This window comes from Kribbella sp. NPDC031520, from assembly GCF_055580825.1.
The window spans coordinates 262,139-283,254 of the sequence record NZ_JBVIKS010000003.1; the positions used below are offsets into that span (position 1 = coordinate 262,139).

A 21,116-nucleotide genomic window follows, 5' to 3' on the forward strand; every position below is an offset into this window, starting at 1 on the left:
TCACGATCCGTCCGGGGATTTCAGGGTCAGTTCTACTTCGTTGCGGTGCAGGGTGAGGGTACCGCCCGCGGCTTCGGCGCAGCGGCGGGCTATGTCCAGGCCCAGGCCGGTGGAGCCTCGGTCGGAACGGCCTCGTTCGCCGGCGCCCAGCGGGATGCCGGGGCCTTTGTCGGCCACGACGATGCGGACCAGGGTGCCGGTGCGGGTGAGGGTGATGCGAGCGGGAGTGCCGTCCGGCGTGTGGGCGACCACGTTTTCGACCAGGGCGTCGAGGGCGGCGCCGAGGTCTTCGGCGGCGGAACGGACGGGCGCCGGGGTCGTTGGCAGGTCCAACGCCAGCTCCCGGCCTTGGTCCTCGAACAGGGGTTCCCAGAAGGCGGCGCGCTGCCGGGTGACCTCGACGGCGTCGGAGTGCGGTACGCGGCCTTCTCGCTGCGGGCGACGGGCCGCGCTGATCACCGCGGTGAGGGTGCGTTCCAGCACGTTGACCTGGGTGTTCAGTTCCTCGGCGCTCTCCCGATCGGGCAGTGCCTCGACCTGCAGGCGCAGCGCGGTCAAGGGCGTCCGCAGCCGGTGCGAGAGGTCGGCGACGGCTTCGCGTTCGACGGCGATGACCTCGTCGATGCGGTCGGCGAGTCCGTTCAGGGCGGAGCCCACCTTGGCGACCTCGGCGGGGCCGGTGGTCGGGGCGCGGGCATTCATGTCGCCGCGGGCGAGGCGTTCGGCCGTACTCGCGGTTTCCTCGAGCGGTCGCGCGAGGCGGCGGGAGACGAGTTCGGCGCCGACGATGCTGAGCAGGAGTACGGCGAGGCTTCCGCCGACGAGGATCAGGAGCCGCGGGGTGAGTCCCGCGTACAGCTCGTCGGCGGTCAGGTAGAGGCAGACCGATGCGGTGCCGTTCGGCGTACCGACTCCGACGTCGACCGCGACGCCTCCGTTGAGATCGCGGTACTCGGCGTCGCCTACTTTGGGCGGTCCCTTCCGGTCACCGTCGCCGTCGTCGTCGCCGGCCGGCACGTACTTCGGCGTCGGTACTCCACCGGGCGGCGGATCGCCCAGCGTCGTACCGTCCGCCATCCGCACCGAGATCCGCCCGGGTGCATCGGTGAGCCCGTGGATGTACGCCGTGATGTCGTCGTTGCTGTGGTCCTTGTCGCCGACGTAGTACGCGACGGTCTCGGCCCGGTTGCGCGCCTTGTCCTTGGACTCGCCGGCTGTCGTACTGCGCAGCAGCAGAATGAGCGGTACGGCGAACGCCAGCACGACGAGGGTGGTCATGCCGACCGAGAGAAAAAGGATCCGTCGGCGCATTCGTCAGCCGTCCCCGTCAGGTATGGCGAGCTTGATGCCGACGCCGCGGACGCTGTGCACGAACCGCGGCTGGGCGGCCGTCTCGCCGAGCTTCCGTCGCAGCCACGACAGGTGTACGTCAACGGTGCGGTCACTGCCGCCCCAGGGCAGCCCCCAGACCTCCGCGAGCAGCTCCCGTTTGGTCACGACCGCCCCGGGCCGCCGCGACAACGCGAGCAGCAGATCGAACTCCTTGCGCGTCAGGTCCACCGGCGTACCGTCGACGGTCACCTCGCGGCTGCGCGGATCGATCCGCAGGCCGCCGACCTCCACGGTGAGCGATTCGCCGTGCTGTTCCTGCCCGAGCCGCCGCAGGACGGCGCGGATCCGGGCGTCCATCTGCGCCGCGCTGAACGGCTTGATCACGTAGTCGTCCGCGCCCGCGTCCAGCAGCCGTACGACGCTCGCGTCGTCGTCGCGCGCCGTCGCCACGATCACGGGTACGTCGCTGACGGCCCGCACCATTGCGAGCACGTCCCGCCCGTCCAGGTCCGGCAGTCCCAGGTCGAGCAGCAGCACCTCGGGTTTGTCCCGCGCGACCGCGGCGACCCCGTCGGCACCGGCCGCGACCGCCGAGACGACATGCCCGGCCGCCGTCAGGGACTTCCCCAACGACATCCGGATCGCATCGTCGTCCTCGATCAGCAGCACCCGCGCCATGCCTCAGAGCGTAACTGCCCCTTCGTCAAGGAACTCTCAAGCGACGATCAAGCGGACGTGCTGGAGGTCCGTGGCGGCTTCAGGCCGGTGGTGCGGAGTTCCAAACCGGCGAGCTGCGCTATCACCTCGGAGTCGCCGTCGCGCCAGGCGGTGACCGGGTCGTCGGAGATCTTCGCGAGTTTGTGCATCGGCTGGTTCGCCATCGCGCGGAGGGCGAACAGGTCGAGGTCGGCGGCGTTGTCGATGAACTTCTGCGCCGCCCGCGCCCGGCGCGCGAACCGGATCCGCCGCGGCAGCCAGATCAGTACGGCGAACAGCACCGGCAGCCCGATCGTCACGCCGGCGAGCACGAGCGCCAACTGGTCGACGGCGTGCACCTGGTCCCGCCCGGCCTGCGCGAGCTTGCCCGCCGCACCGGCCGCGCTGTCGATCGGCGACCGCAACTGGTCCCCGACCGCCGGTACCTTCCCGATCGGTTCGGACAGCCGCCGCAGGTCGCCGGCCAACCCGTCGCCGGCCTCGGCGGCTTTGCGTCCCGGCACACCGAGGGCCTCGACCATCCGGTGCACGAGCAGGCCGAGCTGCACACACAACCAGATCCAGCCGAGGAGCAACAGGTCCCCCAGAACCTGCCCGAACCGCTGCGTGCCGACATCGGAGTAGAGCTTCACGAAGCCTCCTCGAGGGGTCCGGCCCGCAGCCTAGCGAACGAGGCCACCCACCAGGGATGGCCCCGCAACGCTTTCCCGAAGAAAGTCAGGCCATCCGCGGCCGGATCGTCCGCGAGTCGATCGAGCTGACCGGCCGTCCGCCCGCGGTGTGCGTCACCGTGACCTCCAACGGGTGGTCCGCAACGATGTCCAGCACGCCGAGCAGGAGCAGCGGGCTCTTCGGCCCGATCGCCTCCTCGAGGCTGCAGCAGTCGTCCATGGTCGCCGTACCGGGCGCCAGTTCGAGCTTCGCGAACGGACGCGCCCGAACCGTACGCGGCTCCCGCCCGACCGGTTCGTCGTCGAGCACGAGCGGAGCGAAGTACTTGACGACGGTGACCGTGCAGGACGTCGGGTTGTAGATCGTGACGGCGGTCGCGTACTGCCCGTCGACGACCGTCCGGCACTTGTCGTCACCGCCCTTCTCGATGCCGCAGATCATCTCGACCGAGTGATGCCAGCGGCACGCAGGCACCGTCACGGTGACGGGTTTCGTCGCGACCACGACTCCGTCGGCAATCACGTCGAGCGTTCCGGTGAACGTCTGCTCGTCCTCTTCACAGTCGACGACCCCGGTCCAGGTCACGTCGAACGGCAGCGTGTGCGCGGTGTTCCCGGGCAGCGGCCCGTAGCTCGGCGGCGTGATCGAGGTGACGAACTGCGCGATCGATCCGGTCGGCTGCAGATGTACGTCGGCGATCGAGTGGACGGCGGCGTTGATGAGCGAGACCAGCGTGCTGACGATCTGGCTCGCGTTCACGCCGACCGTATGCGTACCACCAGGCGTGGCCGCGGTCATCCGGGTCGCCTGTCCGGCGCTTCCACCCACCGGGCACGGCGAATAGTCGGCCGACCCGATCGTCGGGTCACCGTCGAGCGCCCCCGCCGTACCGGTGTCCGTACTGACCGCGACGAGCGTGATCCCGGCCGCGACGAGTGCCGCGGTTGCCGTCGCCTCGGTGACGTCCGGTACTCCGGACAACGCCGAACACACCGGATCGTGCCCGGGCGCGTCCCCGAACCAGACCACGATCCGCTTGCTGCCGGTCCGCCAGCCGATGGCGGGGTCGGTTGCGACCTGTTGCAAGGCGAACAGCTGTCCCTCGGGAATGTCGGACCCGTCCGCCGCGGACCACGTACCGATGGCGGCGGTGACCGCGGCGACACCCGGCGTCGGCGCGAGCTGGTGCTGGAAGGCGTACGGGTTCAGACCCGTGCCGACCGGGAAGTCCTTGTAGTTCCCCGCACCCCACGCCAGGTCGAAGCCGGCGAACGCCGGATCGTTGACGATCGCGCCGATCCCGGCCTGGACCGCGCCGATGATCGAGACCATGCTGCCGGTCGTGTCGGCGAGCAGGTAGACGTCCGCCTTGGGTGGGATCCGCGACTCCGGAATCGTCACGGTGACGGTCTCGTCCTCGGTCACGCACTCCGGCAGGACCCACGTGTTCGTCGGCGGGTCGATCGTGACCGGGTCCGCGCCGAGTCCGGCGATCACGGTCGCTGGTGCTACCAACGCTGGTACGAACAGCTCCCGCCCGGCCAGCGCCTCGAGCCGCCGGCGCCGCTGAACCCCACCGGACTCGTCGACCGCGACCGACGCGGTCCGGTTCGGCTCGCCGCGTACGGCGCCGTGGAACAGCCGCACCTGTCCGCCGTCCGGCATCCGCCCGGACTCACCGGCCAGTACGTCGATCTCGCCCGTACCGAGCACCTCGGCCAGCGCGGCGCGGACAGCCTCGCCCGGCTCCGGCCCGATCCCCCCATCGGTACGGCCCTCATCTGTCGAACTCATCTGAATCTCCCCCTCCGAAGATGTGCCCCTACAAGGGCGGACTCCGGACGGGCGAGTTCTGATACCGGCTGTTCCGAAAAAGATTCAGAGGGTGCTGCGGAGGTTCCAGAGGAGGGGGTAGTAGCGCAGGTCGAGGCGGCTGCGCAGGTAGCTGGCGCCGGAGGAGCCGCCGGTGCCGGGTTTGGTGCCGATCATCCGCTCGACCATCACCACGTGCCGGGCGCGCCAGGCCGCGGCCAGTTCGTCGTGCTGGAGCAGAGCCTCGGCGAGTTCCCAGATCGCGGCGTACTGCGAGCGGTCGCCGGCCACCTTGCGCAGGGCGTTCCGGATCGCGTCCTCGGAGTCGGTGTCGAACCCGGCCTTCCGCAGCACTTCGAGGTACGCGTCCCAGAGTGTCGGCTCCTCCAGACGGCGGCGCAGGCGCTCCTGCTCGACCTCGGTGAGCCCGCGGAACCGGCGTACGAACGAAGGGTCCTTGGCGCCGGACAGGAACTCGATCTCGCGGAACTGCACCGACTGGAAGCCGGACGCCGGCGACAACCGGTGCCGGAACTCGCCGAAGTCCTGCGGGGTCATCGTCTCCAGGATGTCGACCTGCTGGGTGAGCACCCGCTCGATCGTGTGCACCCGGCGGAGCAGGTGCTCGGCGAGCCAGAGTTCGCCGTTCAGCATCGCGTCCCGGGAGGCTGTCAGCTCGTGCAGGCTCTGCTTGAACCACAGCTCGTAGACCTGGTGGATCGTGATGAACAGCAGCTCGTCGTGCGCCGGCGGGTCGGACTCCAGCCGCTGCTGGTCGAGCAGCTCCGCCAGCCGGAGATAGCTGCCGTACGTGAGCCGGCCGCCCTCCTCGCCGAAGTTCACGTCGACCCCGCCCCACTGCCCCGCAACCCCGTCACCAGCGCTCATGAGACGGAGACTAGCCGAGGTTTCCGTGACCGGTCAGTGATTCGTTCGTTGGAACTCTCGTACGCCGAGTCGAGGAGTTGCATGTCCGCCACGGTTGAAGCCCCGATCGTTCCCGGTCCTGTACAGGGGCCGACCCGGGAAGAGCCGCTGATCGAGGCGTTGCTGCTCGACGACTACCGGTCGCTGGTCCACCTCGCCTACCTGATCCTCCCGCCTGCGATCAGCCGGGCGAGGCGGGTGGCGGCCGCGCACGCCGTCGTCCAGAAGGCGCTGCCGCCGGGTCTCGACGTACCGCCGGGCGGCCGCAGAGAGTTCATGCGCCGCCGGGTCGTCGAGGAGGCAACCCGGCAGGCGGAGCGCCGGTCTTTGCCGGCGCGGCTCGGCAGCGTCCTCGCGCCTGCCGACGCGCTCGGCTTCGACCCCTGCAGCACCCGCCCCGACCGCACCGCCATCACCCGCCGCCGCACGCGCGGCCGCCGCGTCGCGATCGCCGCCACCCTCGTCGTCACCACCGCGATCCTCGCCGCCCTCCTCACGTTCTGATCTTGACGCGGCGAGGTCCCACGGGGCCACGAGGGAGGTGAACATGACCGCCCAGGCGACGATCTGCAACAAGTACTGCGACGCCCGCGACCCGGCGCTCGCCCCGAAGGACCGCACCCCGGTCTCCACCACGCTCTTCGGCCGTACGATCACCCTGCACTTCGACGACGACGACGCGATGGGCTGGGCCTCGATCGAGAACGGCAACCCCGGCGACGAGGTGTGGCTGGATCGCTCGATGGACGGCGGCCGCACCTGGTCGGACGGCAGCCGACTAGGCAACACCGCGATACCGATCGGCCAACGCGGCTGGCGAACGCTGATGTACAACGTCGACGACTGGAACAACCTCGGCGTCGGCGCACTCCGCGCGTGCGGCAAGGCCGGTGACCGCGCCGACATCGCCTGCACTCCGTGGGCTCGTACGACCTGGAACGCGTGGGACCGTCGTACGGCGGCTGCCACCGCGTTGATGCAGGACTACAACCTGTCCACCGGGCTCTTCGACACGACCGGCTGGTGGAACTCGGCGAACGCGCTCAACGCGTTGATCGACAACATCCGGGTCAGCGGGATGAACAGCTACCAGTACGCGATCGGCAAGACGTACGACCTGAACCTCAACCAGTTCGAGGGTCAGTTCCGCAACGACTACATCGACGACACCGGCTGGTGGGGACTCGCGTGGGTCGCGGCGTACGACCTGACCGGCGACGCGCGGTACCTGCAGACGGCGCGCCGACGCCGACCACATGGCCGCGTACTGGGACAGCACCTGCGGCGGCGGGGTGTGGTGGAGCGAGGCGAAGACGTACAAGAACGCGATCTCGAACTCGCTGTACATCCAGCTGAACGCGCAGCTGCACACGCGGTTCGCGGGCGACTCGACGTACCTGCAACGTGCGCAGGCCGGGTGGACGTGGTTCCAGCAGACCGGGATGATCAACGGCTCGAACCTGGTGAACGACGGCATCGACCTGTCCACCTGCAGGAACAACGGGCAGACCGCATGGACGTACAACCAGGGCGTGCTGATCGGCGCGCTCACCGAGTTGTCCAAGGCAACGAACGACTCGGCCTACCTGACCTCGGCCCGGACATTGGCGGACGCGTCGACGACCGCGGCGTCGCTGCACACCGCCGACGGCATTCTCCGCGAGCCGTGCGAGGACGGCGACTGCGGCGGCGACGGCCCGTCCTTCAAGGGCGCCCACGTCCGCGGCCTCGGCAAACTCAACGCGGCGCTGCCCGACCACCCGTACACGGCCTACCTGCAGAAGCAGGCCGATCGCGCGTACGCGACAGACCGGACCCCGATGGACCAGTACGGCCTGCACTGGTACGCCCCGCCCGACAAACTCGACGCGGCCCGCCAGCAATCGGCCGTCGATCTCCTCAACACGGTGTGAAGCGCCGGGTGACTGCCCGGTAATGCCATGATGACGGCATGGAGCTGAAGATGTCGGCGTCGTACGACGCCACCCCCGACGAAGTGTTCGCGATCGTGACCGACGCGGCCTTCCGTGAGCAGGCCTGCGAGAAGACCAAGGCGCTGTCGTACGACGTCAACGTCAGCACCTCCGGCGCCGACACCGTGGTCCGGGTCAGTCGGAAGATGGAGGCCGTCGACATCCCGGACATGGCCCGGAAGTTCGTCGGCGACACGCTGACCGTCGTACAGACCGAGACCTGGCACGCGCCCGCGCCGGACGGCTCGCGGACCGCCGACGTGTCCGGCGAGATCAGCAACACGCCGGTGACGTTGAAGGGCACCGCGCGGATCGCTGCGGACGGAGCTCAGACCGTCCAGGCGATCGACCTGGACGTGAAGGTCGCCGTACCGCTGATCGGCAAGAAGCTGGAGCCGGTCGTGGTGGACGCGATCCGCTCCGGCCTGCAGAAGGAGCACGACCTCGGCCACGAGTGGAGCGGCAAGTAGGCGAGACCGCCGTGTCGTTGCACTGACGTGAGCACCTCCGGTGGCAACCTGGGAAGAAGCGTTGCACCGGAGGTGACCCGTTCTGATGCGAAGTTCCCTGCGTAAGAGGCGCACTGACGTCGGCACAGACGTCGCGGGCGCAGAGCAGTACTGCGCTTTCTGCGCGACCGTGATGCCCTTCGAGCGCGTCGAGCCGTCGGACTACCTGCTGGACGAGCCGGACGAGTGGATCTGCATCAAGTGCGGTTCCGCGTTGCTCGTCGACCCGCCCTCCCAGGAACTCCACGAAACGGCGTAGCGAACGACTCTCAGCCCTGGTGCGGGTAGCGGTAGTCCGTGGGCGGGGTGAAGGTTTCCTTCATCGAACGTGGGGACGCCCAGCGGATCAGGTTCCACATCGAGCCGGCCTTGTCGTTGGTACCGGACGCGCGCGCACCGCCGAACGGCTGCTGCCCGACGACCGCACCGGTCGGCTTGTCGTTGACGTAGAAGTTGCCGGCCGCGAACCGCAGGTAGTCGGCCGCCTCCGCGATCGCGTGCCGGTCCTGGGCGATCACCGCGCCGGTCAGACCGTACGGCGCCGAGTGCTCCATGCCCTTCAGCACCGACGCGTAGTCCGCGTCGTCGTACACGTGCACGCCGAGGATCGGGCCGAAGTACTCGGTGCTGAAGATCTCGTCGGTGGGGTCGGCGGAGACCAGCAGCGTCGGCCGGACGAAGTACCCTTCGCTGTCGTCATAGGTGCCACCGGCAACAACCTCGATCGAGTCGGTCGCCTGCGCCCGGTCGAGCGCCGCCTTGTGCTTGGCGAACGCGCGGTCGTCGATCACCGCGCCGATGAAGTTCGACAGGTCGGTGACGTCGCCCATGGTCAGCGACTCGGTCTCGGCGAGCAAGTCGTCCTTCAGCGCGTTCCAGACCGACCGCGGCACATAGGCCCGCGACGCGGCCGAGCACTTCTGCCCTTGGTACTCGAACGCACCGCGCACCATCGCGGTCTTCAGCACCGCCGGATCCGCCGACGGGTGCGCCAGGATGAAGTCCTTGCCGCCGGTCTCGCCGACGAGCCGCGGATAGGTCTTGTACGAGGCGATGTTCGTCCCGACCGTGGCCCACAGGGACTGGAACGTCTTCGTGGAGCCGGTGAAGTGGATACCGGCGAGGTCCGGGTGGGTGAGTGCGGCCTTGGAGACGTCGATGCCGTCACCGGTGACCAGGTTGATCACCCCGGCCGGCAGCCCCGCAGCCTCGAACAGCCGCATCGTCCAGTGCGCCGCGAACTGCTGCGTCGGCGACGGCTTCCACACCACGGTGTTGCCCATCAGCGCGGGCGCGGTCGGCAGGTTGCCGGCGATCGCGGTGAAGTTGAACGGGGTGATCGCGTACACGAAGCCCTCGAGCGGCCGGTAGTCGACCCGGTTCCAGATGCCCGGGGACGAGATCGGCTGGTCGCTGACGATCTGCCGCGCGAACGCCACGTTGAACCGGAGGAAGTCGATCAGCTCGCAGGCCGCATCGATCTCGGCCTGCTGGATCGTCTTCGACTGGCCGAGCATGGTCGCCGCGTTCAGCGTGTCGCGCCACGGGCCGGCTAGCAGGTCGGCCGCCTTCAGGAAGATCGCGGCCCGGTCGTCGAACGACAGCGACCGCCACGCCGGAGCGGCCGCCAGCGCCGCGTCCACGGCGGCCCGGCCGTCCGCCTCGGTGGCGTTGCCGAGCGTGCCGAGCACAGCGGCGTGCTTGTGCGGCTGGACGACCTCGATCGGCGCGCCGCCACCCAGCTTCTGCTCGCCGCCGATCGTGCAGGTCAGGTCGATCGACCCGGCCGCGGTGAAGTCCTTGAGCTTCGCCTCCAGGCTCGCGCGCTCGGCCGAACCGGGCGCATAACCCTTGACGGGCTCGTTGGCGGGCGTCGGTACGGCGGTGACGGCATCCATGCGGCAGGACTCCTCGATCGTGTGGTGGACCGTACTGGGGTCACACCCGGTGCGGATGGCCTGGCGTGACACCAGCATGGTGCCACGCCAGCACCGTCGAGCACGAACGCAGCTGAATTACTTCCGCCACGGCATGTGCTGGAGGGCCCAGGTGTTCCCATCAGGGTCCGCGAACCAGGCGTAGAAGACGCCGCCGAGGTCCTCGGTCCCGCTGACCTCGACGCCGCGCCCGATCAGCTCCGCGCGGGCGGCCTCGATGTCCTTCACGACCAGGTGCAGGCCGCGCTGCGAACCAGGCTCCATCTGCAGCTGCGGTAGCCCGGTCGTCAGCGAGATCGAGCAGTACGAACCGGGCGGCGTGAGCTGCACGATCCGGACGCCGTCCGCGGGCGTGATGTCCACGTCGCAGACGAAACCGGCCTGGTCGGTGTAGAAGGCCTTCGCCCGGTCGACGTCCGCGACCGGGATCGGGATCAGCTCGAGCAGGTAGGCACCCGGCGTCACGAGGGCGTGCGCCGGGTCCACCGGGATCTCGGAGATGTCCGTCGGGATGTCGGTGCGTTCGGTCATGACGCCTTCTTCTTCGCGGCGGTCTTCTTGGCCGGAGCCTTCTTGGCGGCGGCCTTCTTCGCCGGCGTCTTCTTGGCCGGAGCCGCCTTCTTGGCAGCGGCCTTCTTCGCGGCAGCCGGTTCGCCACCGCCCGCACGGCGCGCCTTCGCGGCCTCGACCGAGGCCCGCAGCGCGGCCACCAGGTCGACGACCTCGGCGCCGTCGCCCGCCTCCTCCTCGTCGGACTCCGGCAGCGGCACGCCCTCGGCCTTCGCCTCGACGACCTTCTCCAGCGCCTCGCGGTATTCGTCGTGGTACTGGTCCGGGTCGAACTCGCCGCGCAGCGTGTCGATGTACGACGACGCCATCGCCTTCTCCTGGGACCGGATCTCCACGTCCTCGGGCGGCGCCGCGAACGACTTGTCGCGGATCTCGTCCGGCCAGAGCATCACCTGCAGCACCAGGACGTCGTCGACGGTCCGGAGCAGGCCGAGGCTCTCGCGGGACCGTAGCGCGACCTTGACCAGCGCGTACAGCTCGGAGCCGTCCAGGGCGTCCCGGAGCAGCACGTACGGCTTCGCGCCCGGACCACCGTCGGCGGCCAGGTAGTACGACTTGCCGAGGTACAGCGGGTCGACCTGGTCCGCCGGCACGAACTCGAGCACGTCGATGACCTTCTTGCTGGACAGCGGCAGGTCGGCGAAGTCGTCCGAGTCCAGCACCACCATCCGGCCGTCCGGCATCTCGTACCCCTTGCCGATGTCGGAGTACGGCACCTCTTCGCCGTCGATCGAGCAGATCCGCTTGTACCGGATCCGGCCCCCGTCGGCGACGTGTACCTGGCGGAACGAGATGTCCTTCTCCTCGGTCGCGGAGAACACCTTGATCGGGATCGTCACCATCCCGAACGAGATGGCCCCCTTCCAGATCGCCTGCATCGCCATCAGCTCCCTAAATGCCCTATGTACGCTGTCCGCCCCGCGGCCCCTCCGCCGCGAGCAGATCCGGGATCTCCTGTGTCGCGTACCACATCAGGTCTTCACCTTCGCACGAGTCGAGGGCGAAAACCGCGTCGTCGTCACCGTCCTGCGCCGCCTTCCAGAGGTCCGCGGCCTTGCCGATCACCGTGGTCGCCTGCGGGGCGTCCAGGTGCACCGACGCCACGGAGCGCCACGGGATCACCACGTGCAGCTCCAGCCGGGCGTCGCCCAGCTCGACGGACCCGCCCGCCGGCGGTACGGCGCTGACCTCTGCCGCGATCACCACCCGTCTCCGGGTGGTACCCGGATCCGCGGCGAGCAGTCCCACCGAGGCGCGGGCGGCCTGCGCCATCGCGGCGTACTCCAGCTCCTCGTCGTCGCCCTCGGCGTACCACTCCCGCAGCGCGGGCGTCACGGCGTACACCGTGAGCGGCGCCGGGCCGATCTCGCCGGCGTTGCACATCGCGCTCAGCAATCGGAGTGTGGATGGGACATACACCCTCATGAGCCCGCCTTCTTGGTCGTACTGCGAGGCTTCTTCCGGCCCCGGGAGGCCCGGTTCCGGCTGCCCTTGGTGGTGTCCAGCAACTCGTCCAGCGCATCGGTCACACATTGGCCGAAAACGGCGAGGTCCGGCATCGCGGTGCGGTCCGCGTTCAGACCGTAGTACACCTTCCCGTCGTACGACGTGACGCCGACGGACAGGCCCTGCCCGGGCATCAGCGGCACGACCGGGTACGACGCGAGCATCGGCGCACCCTGCGCGTACAGCGGGAACTGCGGACCCGGCACGTTCGTGATCACGACGTCGTCGATCGGCCGGACCGTGGTGGTCGCGACCCGCGCGGCGAGCGCGTGCAGCGTGGTCGGGGCGAACCCGGCGATACCGACCAGCGAGCGGGCACTGACCGCGCGGCCGGTGTCCTTGTGCACCTTGGTCTGGTACGAGATCTGGTGCAGCCGCATGACCGGGGAGTTCTCGCCGACCGGGAGGTTCACGCTGGAGGCGATCACCCGGGAGCCGAGCGAGGTCGGCTCCTCGTCCTCGTCGTCGCGGATGCTGACCGGGATCACCGCCCGGACGCTCCGGGTCGGCCCGACGCCCTCGCCGCGGGTCATCATCCAGGCCCGGAAGGCGCCCGCGACGACCGCGAGGATCACGTCGTTGACCGTGCCGCCGTGCGCGGCCCGGATGGTCCGGTAGTCCTCGAGGTCGGTCTGCACCGTGGTGAACCGGCGCTGACCGGACGTCTTCACGTGCAGCGAGCTCTCCTGCGCGTGCCGCTGCGCGACCAGCGAGCCGACCACGTCGCCGATCACCTCGCGGACCGAGCTGGAGCCGGTCAGGCTGGTCATCTCGGCGCGCGCCAGCTCCAGGACGGCGGTCGGGTTACGGGTGGCGTCCGCGAACACGCCCGCGAGCAGCTCCAGCGCGGACGGCGGGTGCTGGGGCTGCCAGGTGTCGGTGGGCGTCTCGTTCGGCTGGGCGGTGGCGTCCAGGACGACCTGGCCGATGTCGACCGTGCTGTTGCCGTCGACAAGCGCCTGGTGGGACTTCGCGATGATCGCGAACCGGTCCCCCTGCAGGCCCTCGACCAGGTACATCTCCCACAATGGGCGGGCCCGGTCGAGCCGCCGGGACATGATCCGGGCCACCAGCTCCAGCAGCTGCGCGTGCGTCCCCGGGCGGGGCAGCGCCGAGCGCCGGACGTGGAAGGTGATGTCGAACTCCTCGTCGTCCACCCAGACCGGGCCGGCGAACCGCCCCGGGATCTGCTGGACGCGCTGCCGGTACCGCGGGACGTACGCGATCCGGTCCCGGATCAGCGCCACCAGGCTCTCGTAGTCGAACCCCTCGTCGCCGTGCACCGGCGGCTCGAAGATGTCGACCGTCCCGACGTGCATCGGGGTGGCCGGCGACTCGGCCTTGAGAAAGGTGAGATCGAGCGCCGTCAGCCGGTCCGGCATCGTGGTCACCTTCCTCTCGTGGACAGGTTTCTCACCCTAGCGGGCAGCTCCGACAGTGTGCTGCAACACTTCCTCGTACGGGAACACTGAGCTATCCGTGTTCGTCAGGCAAGAGGGTGTGTGTCGCACCCGGTGATGTCATACGACTCCTTGAAAGGCCTCTGGACCGATGCGTTCGACGCTTACCCGCGGTGCCGCCACCGCTCTCCTGCCCACCCTCGGCATGCTGGTCCTGGCCGGCTGCGGTGGAGACGACAGCAGCGGCAGCAACACCCCCTCGCCGAGCGCCCCGGCCAGTACCCCGACGTCGACCCTGCCGACGAACACCCCGACCCCGGGCGCGCCGACCACCGCGTCGCCGTCGAACACCGCCGACGTGACCATCAACGTCACCGTTGCCAATGGCAAGGTCAGCCCGAGCGGCGCGACCATCAAGGTGCAGGCCGGCCAGACCGTCCTGGTCACTGCGACCAGCGACGCCGACGAGGAACTGCACATCCACGGGTACGACAAGGAGCTCGAGCTCAGCCCGGGCAAGCCCGCGTCGGTGACGTTCACGGCGAACATGAAGGGCACCTTCGAGGTCGAGACCCACAAGAGCGGCAAGCTGGTCGCCAAGCTCGTCGTCTCATGATGCTGCCGCTGCACGGGATCGGTGGCAGGCAGGACCTGCCGATCCCGTTCGGGCTGGCGGTCGGCGGCGCCGCGGTCGCGGTCGCGGTGTCGTTCGTCGTACTCGGCCTGGCCTGGCGGAATCCGAAGTACCGCGGCAACGCCTCCGGGAAACCGTTGCCTGCCGCAATCACCCGGACGGTGGACGCAGGCTGGTTCCGGTGGATCGTCCGGCTGCTCGGGCTGGCGATCTTCCTGTACGCGATGGTGTCGCTGATGTTCGGCGTCGACCGGCTGACCAATCCGATCTTCGGGTTCATCTACATCCTGGTCTGGGTCGGGCTGGTCCCGATCTCGCTGGTGTTCGGCCCCGTCTGGCGGACCCTCAACCCGCTCCGCACGCTGCACCTGCTGCTCTCGAAGCTGCTCCGCCAGCCGCCGTCGAGGGGCCTGCTGGAGCTGCCGCGCTGGGTGGGTCTCTGGCCGGCCGCGCTCGGCATCTTCGCGTTCACCTGGCTCGAACTCGTCGCCCCGGACCGCGCGACCATCCCGGTGCTGCAGGCCTGGATCGCGTTGTACGTCGTGATCCAGCTGTTCGGCGCGATCCTGTTCGGCGACCGGTGGTTCGCGCAGGGCGACCCGTTCGAGGTGTACGCGTCGTTGATGGCGCGCCTGTCGCCGTGGGGCCGGCGTACCGACGGTGCTCTCGTCGTACGACGCCCGCTGGAGAACCTCGACGGACTGCGCGCGCAACCCGGCCAGGTCGGGATGGTCGCCGCCCTACTCGGTTCGACAGCGTACGACGGGTTCTCGAACTCGTCGGCGTGGATCGGCTGGGCGCAGAACCAGAACGTCTCGATGTCCTGGCTCGGGACCGGCGCGCTGATCGTGTTCATCCTGTTCGTACTGGTCACGTACTCGGGCGCCACGGTCCTCGCGGGCCGCCTGTCCGACAGTTCACGGACATCACTACCGGGCCTGTTCGCGCACTCCGTCGTACCGATCGCCTTCGGGTACGTGGTCGCGCACTACCTGACGCTGTTCATCCTCGAGGGCCAGCGGACACTGATCTACCTGAGCGACCCGCTGAGCAACGGCGCCAACATCTTCGGCACCGGCCTGCTCGCCGTGAACACCGGCATCACCAACCACAGCACGATGATCGCCGTCATCCAGGTCCTCGCCGTCGTCTGCGGCCACCTCCTGGGCGTCATCTCCGCCCACGACCGGGCCGTGGCGCTCTTCCCCCGCGCCAGGGCCCTGGCCGGCCAGCTACCACTCCTGATCGTCATGGTCGGCTACACCTGCGCAGGGCTACTGCTGCTCTTCTCGTCCTGAGCTTTTCGACAGGCCGCGGCTGGTGATGATCAGCAGGATGAATGCGATCATGCCGACGATGAGGTGGGAGTTGCCGGGGATCGACTGCCAGAAAGTCCAGCTGAGTTCGCGGTCGTCGCGGTACGGGACCCACCAGATCGAGCGCAGTACGAACAGGCCGTAGAAGAGGACCCCGGTGACGACCGCCGGGTTCAGGCCCCAGACGCGGTTCACGCCGCGGATCAGGCTGACGCCGAGCGGGATGATCCACACCCAGTGGTGGCTCCACGAGATCGGCGACGCGTACAGCACGGCGAGCGCCATCACGGAGACAGCGGTCACCCGCTCGTCGGCGAGCCAGTACTTGCGGGCCAGCCACAGTACGGCCAGCCCGAACACGGCCGACAGTACGAACCAGGCCGGCTGCACCCAGCTCGCCTGGTCGCCGATCCGGTGCAGGAACCCGTTGAACGACTGGTTCCCGGTATACGCGATCCCGCCGACCCGGTTGGCGTCCAGGATCACGTCGGTCCAGTACCGCCAGGACTGGTGCGGGACGATCGCGAACCCGATCGCCATCGTTGCCAGCAGCCCCAGTACGGCGTTGCGCAACGCCCGCCACTGCTTCGTCACCACGAGCAGCGCGAGGAACGGCAGCGGCGTGAGCTTCACGCCGATCGTGACGCCGACCCAGAACCCGCGCAGCCGGGTGTCGTTCGGCCGGACCAGGTCCAGCAGGATCATTGCGGTCAGCAACAAGTTGATCTGGCCGAACTGGATGGTCTGCCAGACCGGCTCCAGCAGCAGCGACAGGATCGTCAGCGCGACCAGCACCGCGGTCCGCTTCCGCTGGGTCACGAACGACCAGAACGTCTTGGTCAGACTCGTCCGCCACAACGCGGTGATGCACAGCACCGAGAGGGTCGTCCACGCGACCAGCGCGACCGCCCACGGTACGGCGGCCAGCGGCACCATCGCGATCGCGGCGAACGGCGGGTACGTGAACGGCAGCCCGGAACCGCCGGGCAGCTTCGCGTCGTAGAGCGAGCCGCCGTGCAGCAGTACCGAGCCGCCCATCCGGTACACGCGCAGGTCGATCATGCCGCCGAAGAGGCTGCCGATCCACGCGCCGAGCGCGACGAGGACGGCACAACCGACGATCGCGATCAGTGCGCGGCGGCGGCCGGCCGGGCGGGCTGGGGAAGAGGCGGGGGTGGTCACGGTCACGTCAGGTCGGCTCCGAACAGTTCTTCCAGCGCTCGCCGGGTCTCGTCGTACTCGGTGTGAAGAATCGCGGTCATCCCGACCGCTCGGGCGCCGTCGACGTTGAGTTGCAGGTCGTCGACGAACACGCACTCGGCCGGTTCCAGGCCGAGCCGGCCGGCGGCCAGTTCGAAGATCTCCGGGTCGGGCTTGCGCAGCCCGACCTCACCGGAGATCACGATGTCGTCGAACATCCCGTCCCAGGTGTCGCGCGGGTAGGTGTTGCCCCAGGAGTTCGACAGCAGCGCGGTCCGGATCCCGTGATGCTTGACCCGGCGGACCAGGGCTGCCATCGCGGGCTGGTGCTCGAAGTGCGCGAACATCCGCTCGATCAGTCCCTCGGCGGGCACCGGCGTACCGTCGCGGCGGACCAGCACCGAGGCGAGTTTGCGCTCGAAGTCGGGGACCGCGAGCTGGCCGCGCTCGAGCGCGTGCACCGGGTTCAGCTCGGCGGTGACGTTCTCCGACGGCAGCCATTTCAGCACCGCTTCGAGGTACGAATCGAAGTCGAAGTCGTCCAGCTCCGCCCAGCGCCGCAGCGCCGGCTCGAGGCCCGAGGTGAGTACGCCGCCCCAGTCCACCAAGAGACCACGCACTTCGACCATGGCCGCAAGCCTACTCAGGACGCGGTCTTGCTCACCCTCCCCACCCTGGATCTCACGCGCTGTGCTCAGTGGTTGTAGTCGACGTCCACATCGCCCGAGGACGTCTTTGCGGTGATCGTCCGGTGCGCGTTCGGATCGGTCTTCACCTTCGCGGAGTAGTCGCCGGAGGACGTGTCGGCCTCGACCTTGTACGACTCGGCTCCGTCCGGGATCCCGATCGACACGTCACCCGAGCTCGACTTCGCGTCGATCGACTCGGGTGCGACGGTGAACTCCAGCTTGACGCTGCCGGAACTGCTGTGCGTCGACACCGACGTCGACTTCAGCCCGTCCGCATCCAGGTCACCCGAACTCGACCGCAGGTCCAGCGGGCCGCCGACTTCGTGCACCTGGACGTCGCCCGAACTGGTCTTCACGTTCAGACCCGCGTCGAGCCCGGACACCGTGATGTTTCCGCTGCTGCTCTCGACCGTCAGATTCATGTCCCGCGGGACGGTCAGCACGTAGTTCGTCTTGCAGCTGAAGGACAGGAGCCCGCAGCCGCCGCTGTCCAGTTCGAGCCGGTGTTCGGTCGGGAGGTACTTCTCCTCCGGATCCGAGCCGAACACGTTCCGCTCGAACCGCCGCTCGACTTTCACCTCGGTACCGTCGCCGGGCAGGACCTCGACCGTCGCGGACCCGCCCTTCACCACCAGGTTGGTGCCGTCCACCGGGTAGCTGCTCTGGTCGGACTTGGTTCCCGAGGTAAGGCCGGTCAGGGCCCAGTACACGCCGCCGAGGATCAGCGCGACGGAGATGGCGATCCCGTACCGGCGCTCGGGAGTCATCGAACCTCGCGGGCGGCTCTGGACGTCGGACATACCTCAACCTTGGCAGACGATCGCCGCTTTGTCGGTCGGGATATCCCCCGGATCGACCCTGAGGTTGGCCTAGGCCGGGACCGTGTGGAAAGCCTCGGCGACTTCGGCGGCGAGTTGCTGAAGGGCCTTGCGGAGCTTGCTCGACTTCGCGGCCTCGGCCAGGCTGCGCCCGTGCGCCATCGCGGTGTCGGTCGCATTCAGGTCGTACGGCAGGAGTACGGCGCGGTCGATGCCGGCGTACTGCCGCAGCGCCTCCATCGCCGCGTCCGCCGGCGAGCCGCCGAGTGCCCCCGAGCGGAGCCGGTTCACCACCACGCGGACGCCGACCGACGGTACGACGGCGCGCACCTCGTGCACCGCCCGGATCAGGCGGGTCAGGCCGACCGGGTCCGCCGTACCGACCACGATCACCTCGTCGGCCTCCTCGAGGGTGGCCACCGTCGCGCCATTGCGCCGCGGCGCCAGCGAGTCGAACGAGATCTCCTCGTCGGTCTCGATGCAGAAGCCGGCGTCGACGATCGTCAGCGGCGCCAGCGTACGGGCGGTCGCCCAGATCGACTCGATCGCCGCGGGCCGGAGCTCGGTCCACCGGTCGGCGCGGCTCAGGCCGGACAGCACCAGGAGGTGCGGGTTCACCTCGCGGGAGTGCCGGGCGAGCATCACGGTGTCGAGCGAACCGTTCGACGCCGAGCGTGCGGCGGCCGCCAGCCCGGAGGTCTCGTCGAGCATGCCGAGCATCTGCGCCACGGTCCCGCCGTACACGTCCGCGTCCGCGAGCAGGGTCGGCACGCGGCGCAGCGAGAGCTCGGTCGCGAGGTTGACGGCGACCGTCGACCGGCCGGGCGCGCCCGTCGGGCCCCAGACCGCGACCAGCCGGCCGGTGCCCTGCGGGAACGCGGGCGGCTTCGGGTTGGCGAGGTCCTCCGGAGTCAGCGGCACGAACCCGCCCGCGAAGTGCGAGCTGGCCACCGGCGGCCCCGACTCGACCGCGTCGGCGACCGCGCGACCGAGGTCCGCGGGGCTGACGTCGGCGGGCAGGATCCGCTCGATCCCCATCCGCGCCAGCCGGTCCTCGGCCCCGAACGGCGCACCGGTCTCCAGCGGGTCGACCAGGGCGAGTACGACAAGGCCGCGGGCGTGCAGCGCTGCGACGGCGTCCGACGACAGGCGAGCCAGCGCGTCGGCGATCAGGACGGCCCGGGCCTGCCCGCTGGCCGCCGCGGCCATCACGTCGGCGATGTCCACACAGCGCCGGACGACCCGGAGACCGCTCGCCTGCTCGGCCCGCCGTACAACGTCGGCCTCCCACGGGGCCCCGGTCACGGCGAGCAGAACTGGGATCGACATCAGCCGGCCTTCCGGACCAGGGTCGGCTCGCCGGCGTTGATCGCGGCGAGGGCTGCGCCCATCCGGTTCAGGTCGCTCTGCGAGAGGTCGACCGTCACCTGTCTGCGTGCGGAGCCGCCCGCGACACCCTTCACCGAGTCGACCTGCAGGACGCGGACGCCGGTCCACCACCGCGCCGCGGCCTGGCCGTCCTCCTTGGGCACGACCCAGACGTCGACGACGTCGCCGACCGCGATGTCGGAGGGCAGATGACCGGTGGCGATCGACAGCGGCAGCTCGGTGCGGTCCTTGTCGGACTTGGTGACGGCGGCGTCCTTCGGGACGAATTCACCCTGCCCGACCGTCCGGCCGACGATCAGGCCCTTCAGGTCGGCGTCGGCGGACAGGTACTTCGCCGAGTCGTTGCCGCTGGTGAACCGGACCCGGACCGTGGTCAGATCGTCGTCGGTCAGCGGGCTGCCCACCTGCAGCTCGTGCTTGGCCGCCCAGATCGTGGTCGTGTCGTCCGCGGACGAAAGCAGCTTCGCACCGGCCAGCGCGGTGACGGCGACCAGCAGCACGCCGAGCACCAGGCGGCCGTCCCGCCAGCGCGCCTTCCGGTTGCGCTGCGCCGGAGCGGTCGGCGCTCCGAACCCGCTCCGCACCTGTGTCTCGACCACGTACATCTCCCCAGTCGATGGATCGTCTGTCGGCGGACATTCTGCCTGGTCGCCGAGCTGGGCGTGAACGGTCATCCACAGGCAGTCATGGCCTGGGGACAAACTCGGCCGTCCAGCCGCCAACCGTGGCAAACTGAAGAAACCAGCCACTATCCGAAGGAGTCCGACGATGCCGGGTCCCCGTTTCCTCCAGCTCGCCGACGTCGCCGAGGTGCTGAACATCTCCGCGAACCAGGTGTACGCACTGGTCCGCCGCGGCGACATCCCGGCGGTCAAGATCGGCGGCCGCGGGCAGTGGCGGGTGGAGTCGTCGGAGCTGGAGAAGTACATCGAGCGGCTCTACACCGAGACCAAGCAATTCATCGACAACCACCCGTTCGGCGAAGAGGTCGAAGCCTCGGAGGACGCGCAGCTGTAGTACCGGCATCGCTCCGGCGGGCTGGCGCCGGGGCGATGTACTAGATGGGGCGCAGGCTGGTCAGCGGCGGCGGAGGGCGCGGAGGGCTTGGGTGGGGACCAGGCGGACGTTGTAGACCTCGCTGCGGCGGCGCGGCGCGTCCAGGGGGTGCTCGGCGATCTCGACGAAGTCGGCGCCGACGCGGTCGATGGTGCCGGTGACCGGACCGCCGCCGCTGCAGAAGAGCGTCACCGGTGAGCGGTCGCGGGCGATCCCGCGGAGCAGATGGGCCAGGCCGAGTTTGCCCTCGACGGCGCCGACGGCCGGCTCCGCCCACGGTCCCAGACGGTGTACGGCGACCAGCGCCCCGACCGGGATCAGCCACTCCTCGTAGTGCTCGGTCTCGATCAGCAGGCAGTCCTTCCCGACCCGGCTGAGCAGGCCGCGGACCGGGTCCGCGTCCATCACCTCGACGCGTACGACGGTGTCCACCGCGCCGCGCAGCCGGTCCAGCACGGTGATCTTCCCGACCTCGGCGCGGACCCGGTCCGCCACCTCGCCGTACAGATCACTCTCCTGGAGCGCCTCGAACTGCGACTCCAGGTCCGCGAACAACGCATCCCACCGCATGACTGTGAACCTACCGGTCGCGGGTGCTCACCCTGCGCAGCGGAAACCCACGCAGCGTGCGTTAAGGACTTGCAAAGGCGGCCTATTAG

At 69.4% G+C, this 21,116-nt stretch carries 23 protein-coding genes; 7 read left to right on the forward strand and 16 right to left on the reverse strand.

Annotated features, from left to right (window positions below):
• From ACZ5BU_RS16635 to ACZ5BU_RS16655, 5 genes are all read right to left on the reverse strand, one after another.
• The gene (locus ACZ5BU_RS16635; protein ID WP_465699728.1) at window positions 1–1,278 is read right to left on the reverse strand and encodes a sensor histidine kinase; all 1,278 of its coding nucleotides are present in this window, start codon (window positions 1,276–1,278) and stop codon (window positions 1–3) included.
• Between the two features lie 36 nt (window positions 1,279–1,314).
• Complete coding sequence (locus ACZ5BU_RS16640) at window positions 1,315–2,010, reverse strand: response regulator transcription factor (RefSeq protein WP_465699730.1); 696 nt, start codon at window positions 2,008–2,010, stop codon at window positions 1,315–1,317.
• A gap of 47 nt (window positions 2,011–2,057) precedes the next feature.
• Window positions 2,058–2,681, reverse strand: coding sequence for a hypothetical protein (locus tag ACZ5BU_RS16645; RefSeq protein ID WP_465699731.1), 624 nt, complete (start codon window positions 2,679–2,681; stop codon window positions 2,058–2,060).
• Window positions 2,682–2,766: 85 nt separating this feature from the next.
• Window positions 2,767–4,515 carry a hypothetical protein gene (locus ACZ5BU_RS16650; protein ID WP_465699733.1) on the reverse strand — a complete coding sequence of 583 codons (1,749 nt, stop codon included), beginning with the start codon at window positions 4,513–4,515 and terminating at the stop codon, window positions 2,767–2,769.
• A gap of 84 nt (window positions 4,516–4,599) precedes the next feature.
• Window positions 4,600–5,421, reverse strand: a complete 822-nt coding sequence (locus ACZ5BU_RS16655) for a tryptophan 2,3-dioxygenase (protein ID WP_465699734.1) — start codon at window positions 5,419–5,421, stop codon at window positions 4,600–4,602.
• An 81-nt stretch (window positions 5,422–5,502) separates the two neighbouring features.
• Here ACZ5BU_RS16655 and ACZ5BU_RS16660 point away from each other — a divergent pair, with 81 nt between their 5' ends.
• The 4 genes from ACZ5BU_RS16660 (at window position 5,503) to ACZ5BU_RS16675 (ending at window position 8,201) form a co-directional block, all read left to right on the forward strand.
• Window positions 5,503–5,964 carry a hypothetical protein gene (locus tag ACZ5BU_RS16660; protein WP_465699736.1) on the forward strand — a complete coding sequence of 154 codons (462 nt, stop codon included), beginning with the start codon at window positions 5,503–5,505 and terminating at the stop codon, window positions 5,962–5,964.
• Window positions 5,965–6,716: 752 nt separating this feature from the next.
• Window positions 6,717–7,373, forward strand: a complete 657-nt coding sequence (locus ACZ5BU_RS16665) for a glycoside hydrolase family 76 protein (protein ID WP_465699738.1) — start codon at window positions 6,717–6,719, stop codon at window positions 7,371–7,373.
• A gap of 38 nt (window positions 7,374–7,411) precedes the next feature.
• Window positions 7,412–7,903, forward strand: coding sequence for a DUF2505 domain-containing protein (locus tag ACZ5BU_RS16670; RefSeq protein ID WP_465699739.1), 492 nt, complete (start codon window positions 7,412–7,414; stop codon window positions 7,901–7,903).
• 85 nt (window positions 7,904–7,988) lie between these two features.
• Window positions 7,989–8,201, forward strand: a complete 213-nt coding sequence (locus ACZ5BU_RS16675) for a hypothetical protein (RefSeq protein WP_465699741.1) — start codon at window positions 7,989–7,991, stop codon at window positions 8,199–8,201.
• Window positions 8,202–8,211: 10 nt separating this feature from the next.
• On the opposite strand, the gene pruA is transcribed toward ACZ5BU_RS16675, so the two are convergent.
• The 5 genes from pruA to ACZ5BU_RS16700 form a co-directional block, all read right to left on the reverse strand.
• On the reverse strand, window positions 8,212–9,840 hold the full coding sequence (gene pruA / locus ACZ5BU_RS16680; RefSeq protein WP_465699743.1) for an L-glutamate gamma-semialdehyde dehydrogenase: 1,629 nt from the start codon (window positions 9,838–9,840) through the stop codon (window positions 8,212–8,214).
• Window positions 9,841–9,957: 117 nt separating this feature from the next.
• Window positions 9,958–10,410 carry a VOC family protein gene (locus tag ACZ5BU_RS16685; protein ID WP_465699745.1) on the reverse strand — a complete coding sequence of 151 codons (453 nt, stop codon included), beginning with the start codon at window positions 10,408–10,410 and terminating at the stop codon, window positions 9,958–9,960.
• Window positions 10,407–11,327: a non-homologous end joining protein Ku gene (gene ku / locus ACZ5BU_RS16690; protein WP_465699747.1), complete on the reverse strand. Its 921-nt coding sequence runs from the start codon at window positions 11,325–11,327 to the stop codon at window positions 10,407–10,409. The genes ACZ5BU_RS16685 and ku overlap by 4 nt, the downstream gene beginning before the upstream one ends.
• A 22-nt stretch (window positions 11,328–11,349) precedes the next feature.
• On the reverse strand, window positions 11,350–11,874 hold the full coding sequence (locus tag ACZ5BU_RS16695) for a DUF6912 family protein (protein ID WP_465699749.1): 525 nt from the start codon (window positions 11,872–11,874) through the stop codon (window positions 11,350–11,352).
• Window positions 11,871–13,337 (reverse strand): WS/DGAT/MGAT family O-acyltransferase, encoded by a 1,467-nt coding sequence (locus tag ACZ5BU_RS16700; RefSeq protein WP_465699751.1) that lies wholly within the window; start codon window positions 13,335–13,337, stop codon window positions 11,871–11,873. Before ACZ5BU_RS16700 ends, ACZ5BU_RS16695 begins: the two co-directional genes overlap by 4 nt.
• A 169-nt stretch (window positions 13,338–13,506) precedes the next feature.
• Between ACZ5BU_RS16700 and ACZ5BU_RS16705 the strand changes: the two genes are divergently transcribed.
• Window positions 13,507–13,971: a cupredoxin domain-containing protein gene (locus ACZ5BU_RS16705; protein ID WP_465699753.1), complete on the forward strand. Its 465-nt coding sequence runs from the start codon at window positions 13,507–13,509 to the stop codon at window positions 13,969–13,971.
• Complete coding sequence (locus ACZ5BU_RS16710; protein ID WP_465699754.1) at window positions 13,968–15,287, forward strand: hypothetical protein; 1,320 nt, start codon at window positions 13,968–13,970, stop codon at window positions 15,285–15,287. Before ACZ5BU_RS16705 ends, ACZ5BU_RS16710 begins: the two co-directional genes overlap by 4 nt.
• Here the strand turns inward: ACZ5BU_RS16710 and ACZ5BU_RS16715 are convergent.
• The 5 genes from ACZ5BU_RS16715 to ACZ5BU_RS16735 form a co-directional block, all read right to left on the reverse strand.
• Window positions 15,264–16,493 carry a glycosyltransferase 87 family protein gene (locus tag ACZ5BU_RS16715; RefSeq protein WP_465699756.1) on the reverse strand — a complete coding sequence of 410 codons (1,230 nt, stop codon included), beginning with the start codon at window positions 16,491–16,493 and terminating at the stop codon, window positions 15,264–15,266. The two genes, ACZ5BU_RS16710 and ACZ5BU_RS16715, sit on opposite strands and share 24 nt — an antisense overlap.
• Window positions 16,490–17,134, reverse strand: a complete 645-nt coding sequence (locus ACZ5BU_RS16720; protein WP_465699757.1) for an HAD family hydrolase — start codon at window positions 17,132–17,134, stop codon at window positions 16,490–16,492. Before ACZ5BU_RS16720 ends, ACZ5BU_RS16715 begins: the two co-directional genes overlap by 4 nt.
• A gap of 65 nt (window positions 17,135–17,199) precedes the next feature.
• Complete coding sequence (locus ACZ5BU_RS16725; protein WP_465699759.1) at window positions 17,200–17,994, reverse strand: DUF4097 family beta strand repeat-containing protein; 795 nt, start codon at window positions 17,992–17,994, stop codon at window positions 17,200–17,202.
• 69 nt (window positions 17,995–18,063) lie between these two features.
• Complete coding sequence (locus ACZ5BU_RS16730; RefSeq protein ID WP_465699761.1) at window positions 18,064–19,341, reverse strand: AAA family ATPase; 1,278 nt, start codon at window positions 19,339–19,341, stop codon at window positions 18,064–18,066.
• The gene (locus tag ACZ5BU_RS16735; RefSeq protein WP_465699763.1) at window positions 19,341–20,000 is read right to left on the reverse strand and encodes an SAF domain-containing protein; all 660 of its coding nucleotides are present in this window, start codon (window positions 19,998–20,000) and stop codon (window positions 19,341–19,343) included. The genes ACZ5BU_RS16730 and ACZ5BU_RS16735 overlap by 1 nt, the downstream gene beginning before the upstream one ends.
• A gap of 169 nt (window positions 20,001–20,169) precedes the next feature.
• On the opposite strand from ACZ5BU_RS16735, the gene ACZ5BU_RS16740 reads away from it, so the two are divergent.
• A complete protein-coding gene (locus tag ACZ5BU_RS16740) occupies window positions 20,170–20,418 on the forward strand; it encodes a helix-turn-helix domain-containing protein (RefSeq protein WP_465699765.1) in 249 nt (82 codons plus the stop codon).
• Window positions 20,419–20,478: 60 nt separating this feature from the next.
• On the opposite strand, the gene ACZ5BU_RS16745 is transcribed toward ACZ5BU_RS16740, so the two are convergent.
• Window positions 20,479–21,027: a hypothetical protein gene (locus ACZ5BU_RS16745; protein ID WP_465699767.1), complete on the reverse strand. Its 549-nt coding sequence runs from the start codon at window positions 21,025–21,027 to the stop codon at window positions 20,479–20,481.
• Window positions 21,028–21,116 lie beyond the last annotated feature (89 nt).

What these genes read in the sequence shown, in the direction of transcription:
- ACZ5BU_RS16635 (WP_465699728.1), bottom strand. Translation starts at nt 1,278, where the DNA reads ATGACCACCCTCGTCGTGCTGGCGTTCGCCGTACCGCTCATTCTGCTG.
- ACZ5BU_RS16640 (WP_465699730.1), bottom strand. Translation starts at nt 2,010, where the DNA reads ATGGCGCGGGTGCTGCTGATCGAGGACGACGATGCGATCCGGATGTCG.
- ACZ5BU_RS16650 (WP_465699733.1), bottom strand. Translation starts at nt 4,515, where the DNA reads ATGAGTTCGACAGATGAGGGCCGTACCGATGGGGGGATCGGGCCGGAG.
- ACZ5BU_RS16655 (WP_465699734.1), bottom strand. Translation starts at nt 5,421, where the DNA reads ATGAGCGCTGGTGACGGGGTTGCGGGGCAGTGGGGCGGGGTCGACGTG.
- ACZ5BU_RS16660 (WP_465699736.1), top strand. Translation starts at nt 5,503, where the DNA reads ATGTCCGCCACGGTTGAAGCCCCGATCGTTCCCGGTCCTGTACAGGGG.
- ACZ5BU_RS16665 (WP_465699738.1), top strand. Translation starts at nt 6,717, where the DNA reads ATGGCCGCGTACTGGGACAGCACCTGCGGCGGCGGGGTGTGGTGGAGC.
- ACZ5BU_RS16670 (WP_465699739.1), top strand. Translation starts at nt 7,412, where the DNA reads ATGGAGCTGAAGATGTCGGCGTCGTACGACGCCACCCCCGACGAAGTG.
- ACZ5BU_RS16675 (WP_465699741.1), top strand. Translation starts at nt 7,989, where the DNA reads ATGCGAAGTTCCCTGCGTAAGAGGCGCACTGACGTCGGCACAGACGTC.
- pruA (WP_465699743.1), bottom strand. Translation starts at nt 9,840, where the DNA reads ATGGATGCCGTCACCGCCGTACCGACGCCCGCCAACGAGCCCGTCAAG.
- ACZ5BU_RS16685 (WP_465699745.1), bottom strand. Translation starts at nt 10,410, where the DNA reads ATGACCGAACGCACCGACATCCCGACGGACATCTCCGAGATCCCGGTG.
- ku (WP_465699747.1), bottom strand. Translation starts at nt 11,327, where the DNA reads ATGCAGGCGATCTGGAAGGGGGCCATCTCGTTCGGGATGGTGACGATC.
- ACZ5BU_RS16695 (WP_465699749.1), bottom strand. Translation starts at nt 11,874, where the DNA reads ATGAGGGTGTATGTCCCATCCACACTCCGATTGCTGAGCGCGATGTGC.
- ACZ5BU_RS16700 (WP_465699751.1), bottom strand. Translation starts at nt 13,337, where the DNA reads ATGCCGGACCGGCTGACGGCGCTCGATCTCACCTTTCTCAAGGCCGAG.
- ACZ5BU_RS16705 (WP_465699753.1), top strand. Translation starts at nt 13,507, where the DNA reads ATGCGTTCGACGCTTACCCGCGGTGCCGCCACCGCTCTCCTGCCCACC.
- ACZ5BU_RS16710 (WP_465699754.1), top strand. Translation starts at nt 13,968, where the DNA reads ATGATGCTGCCGCTGCACGGGATCGGTGGCAGGCAGGACCTGCCGATC.
- ACZ5BU_RS16720 (WP_465699757.1), bottom strand. Translation starts at nt 17,134, where the DNA reads ATGGTCGAAGTGCGTGGTCTCTTGGTGGACTGGGGCGGCGTACTCACC.
- ACZ5BU_RS16725 (WP_465699759.1), bottom strand. Translation starts at nt 17,994, where the DNA reads ATGTCCGACGTCCAGAGCCGCCCGCGAGGTTCGATGACTCCCGAGCGC.
- ACZ5BU_RS16730 (WP_465699761.1), bottom strand. Translation starts at nt 19,341, where the DNA reads ATGTCGATCCCAGTTCTGCTCGCCGTGACCGGGGCCCCGTGGGAGGCC.
- ACZ5BU_RS16740 (WP_465699765.1), top strand. Translation starts at nt 20,170, where the DNA reads ATGCCGGGTCCCCGTTTCCTCCAGCTCGCCGACGTCGCCGAGGTGCTG.
- ACZ5BU_RS16745 (WP_465699767.1), bottom strand. Translation starts at nt 21,027, where the DNA reads ATGCGGTGGGATGCGTTGTTCGCGGACCTGGAGTCGCAGTTCGAGGCG.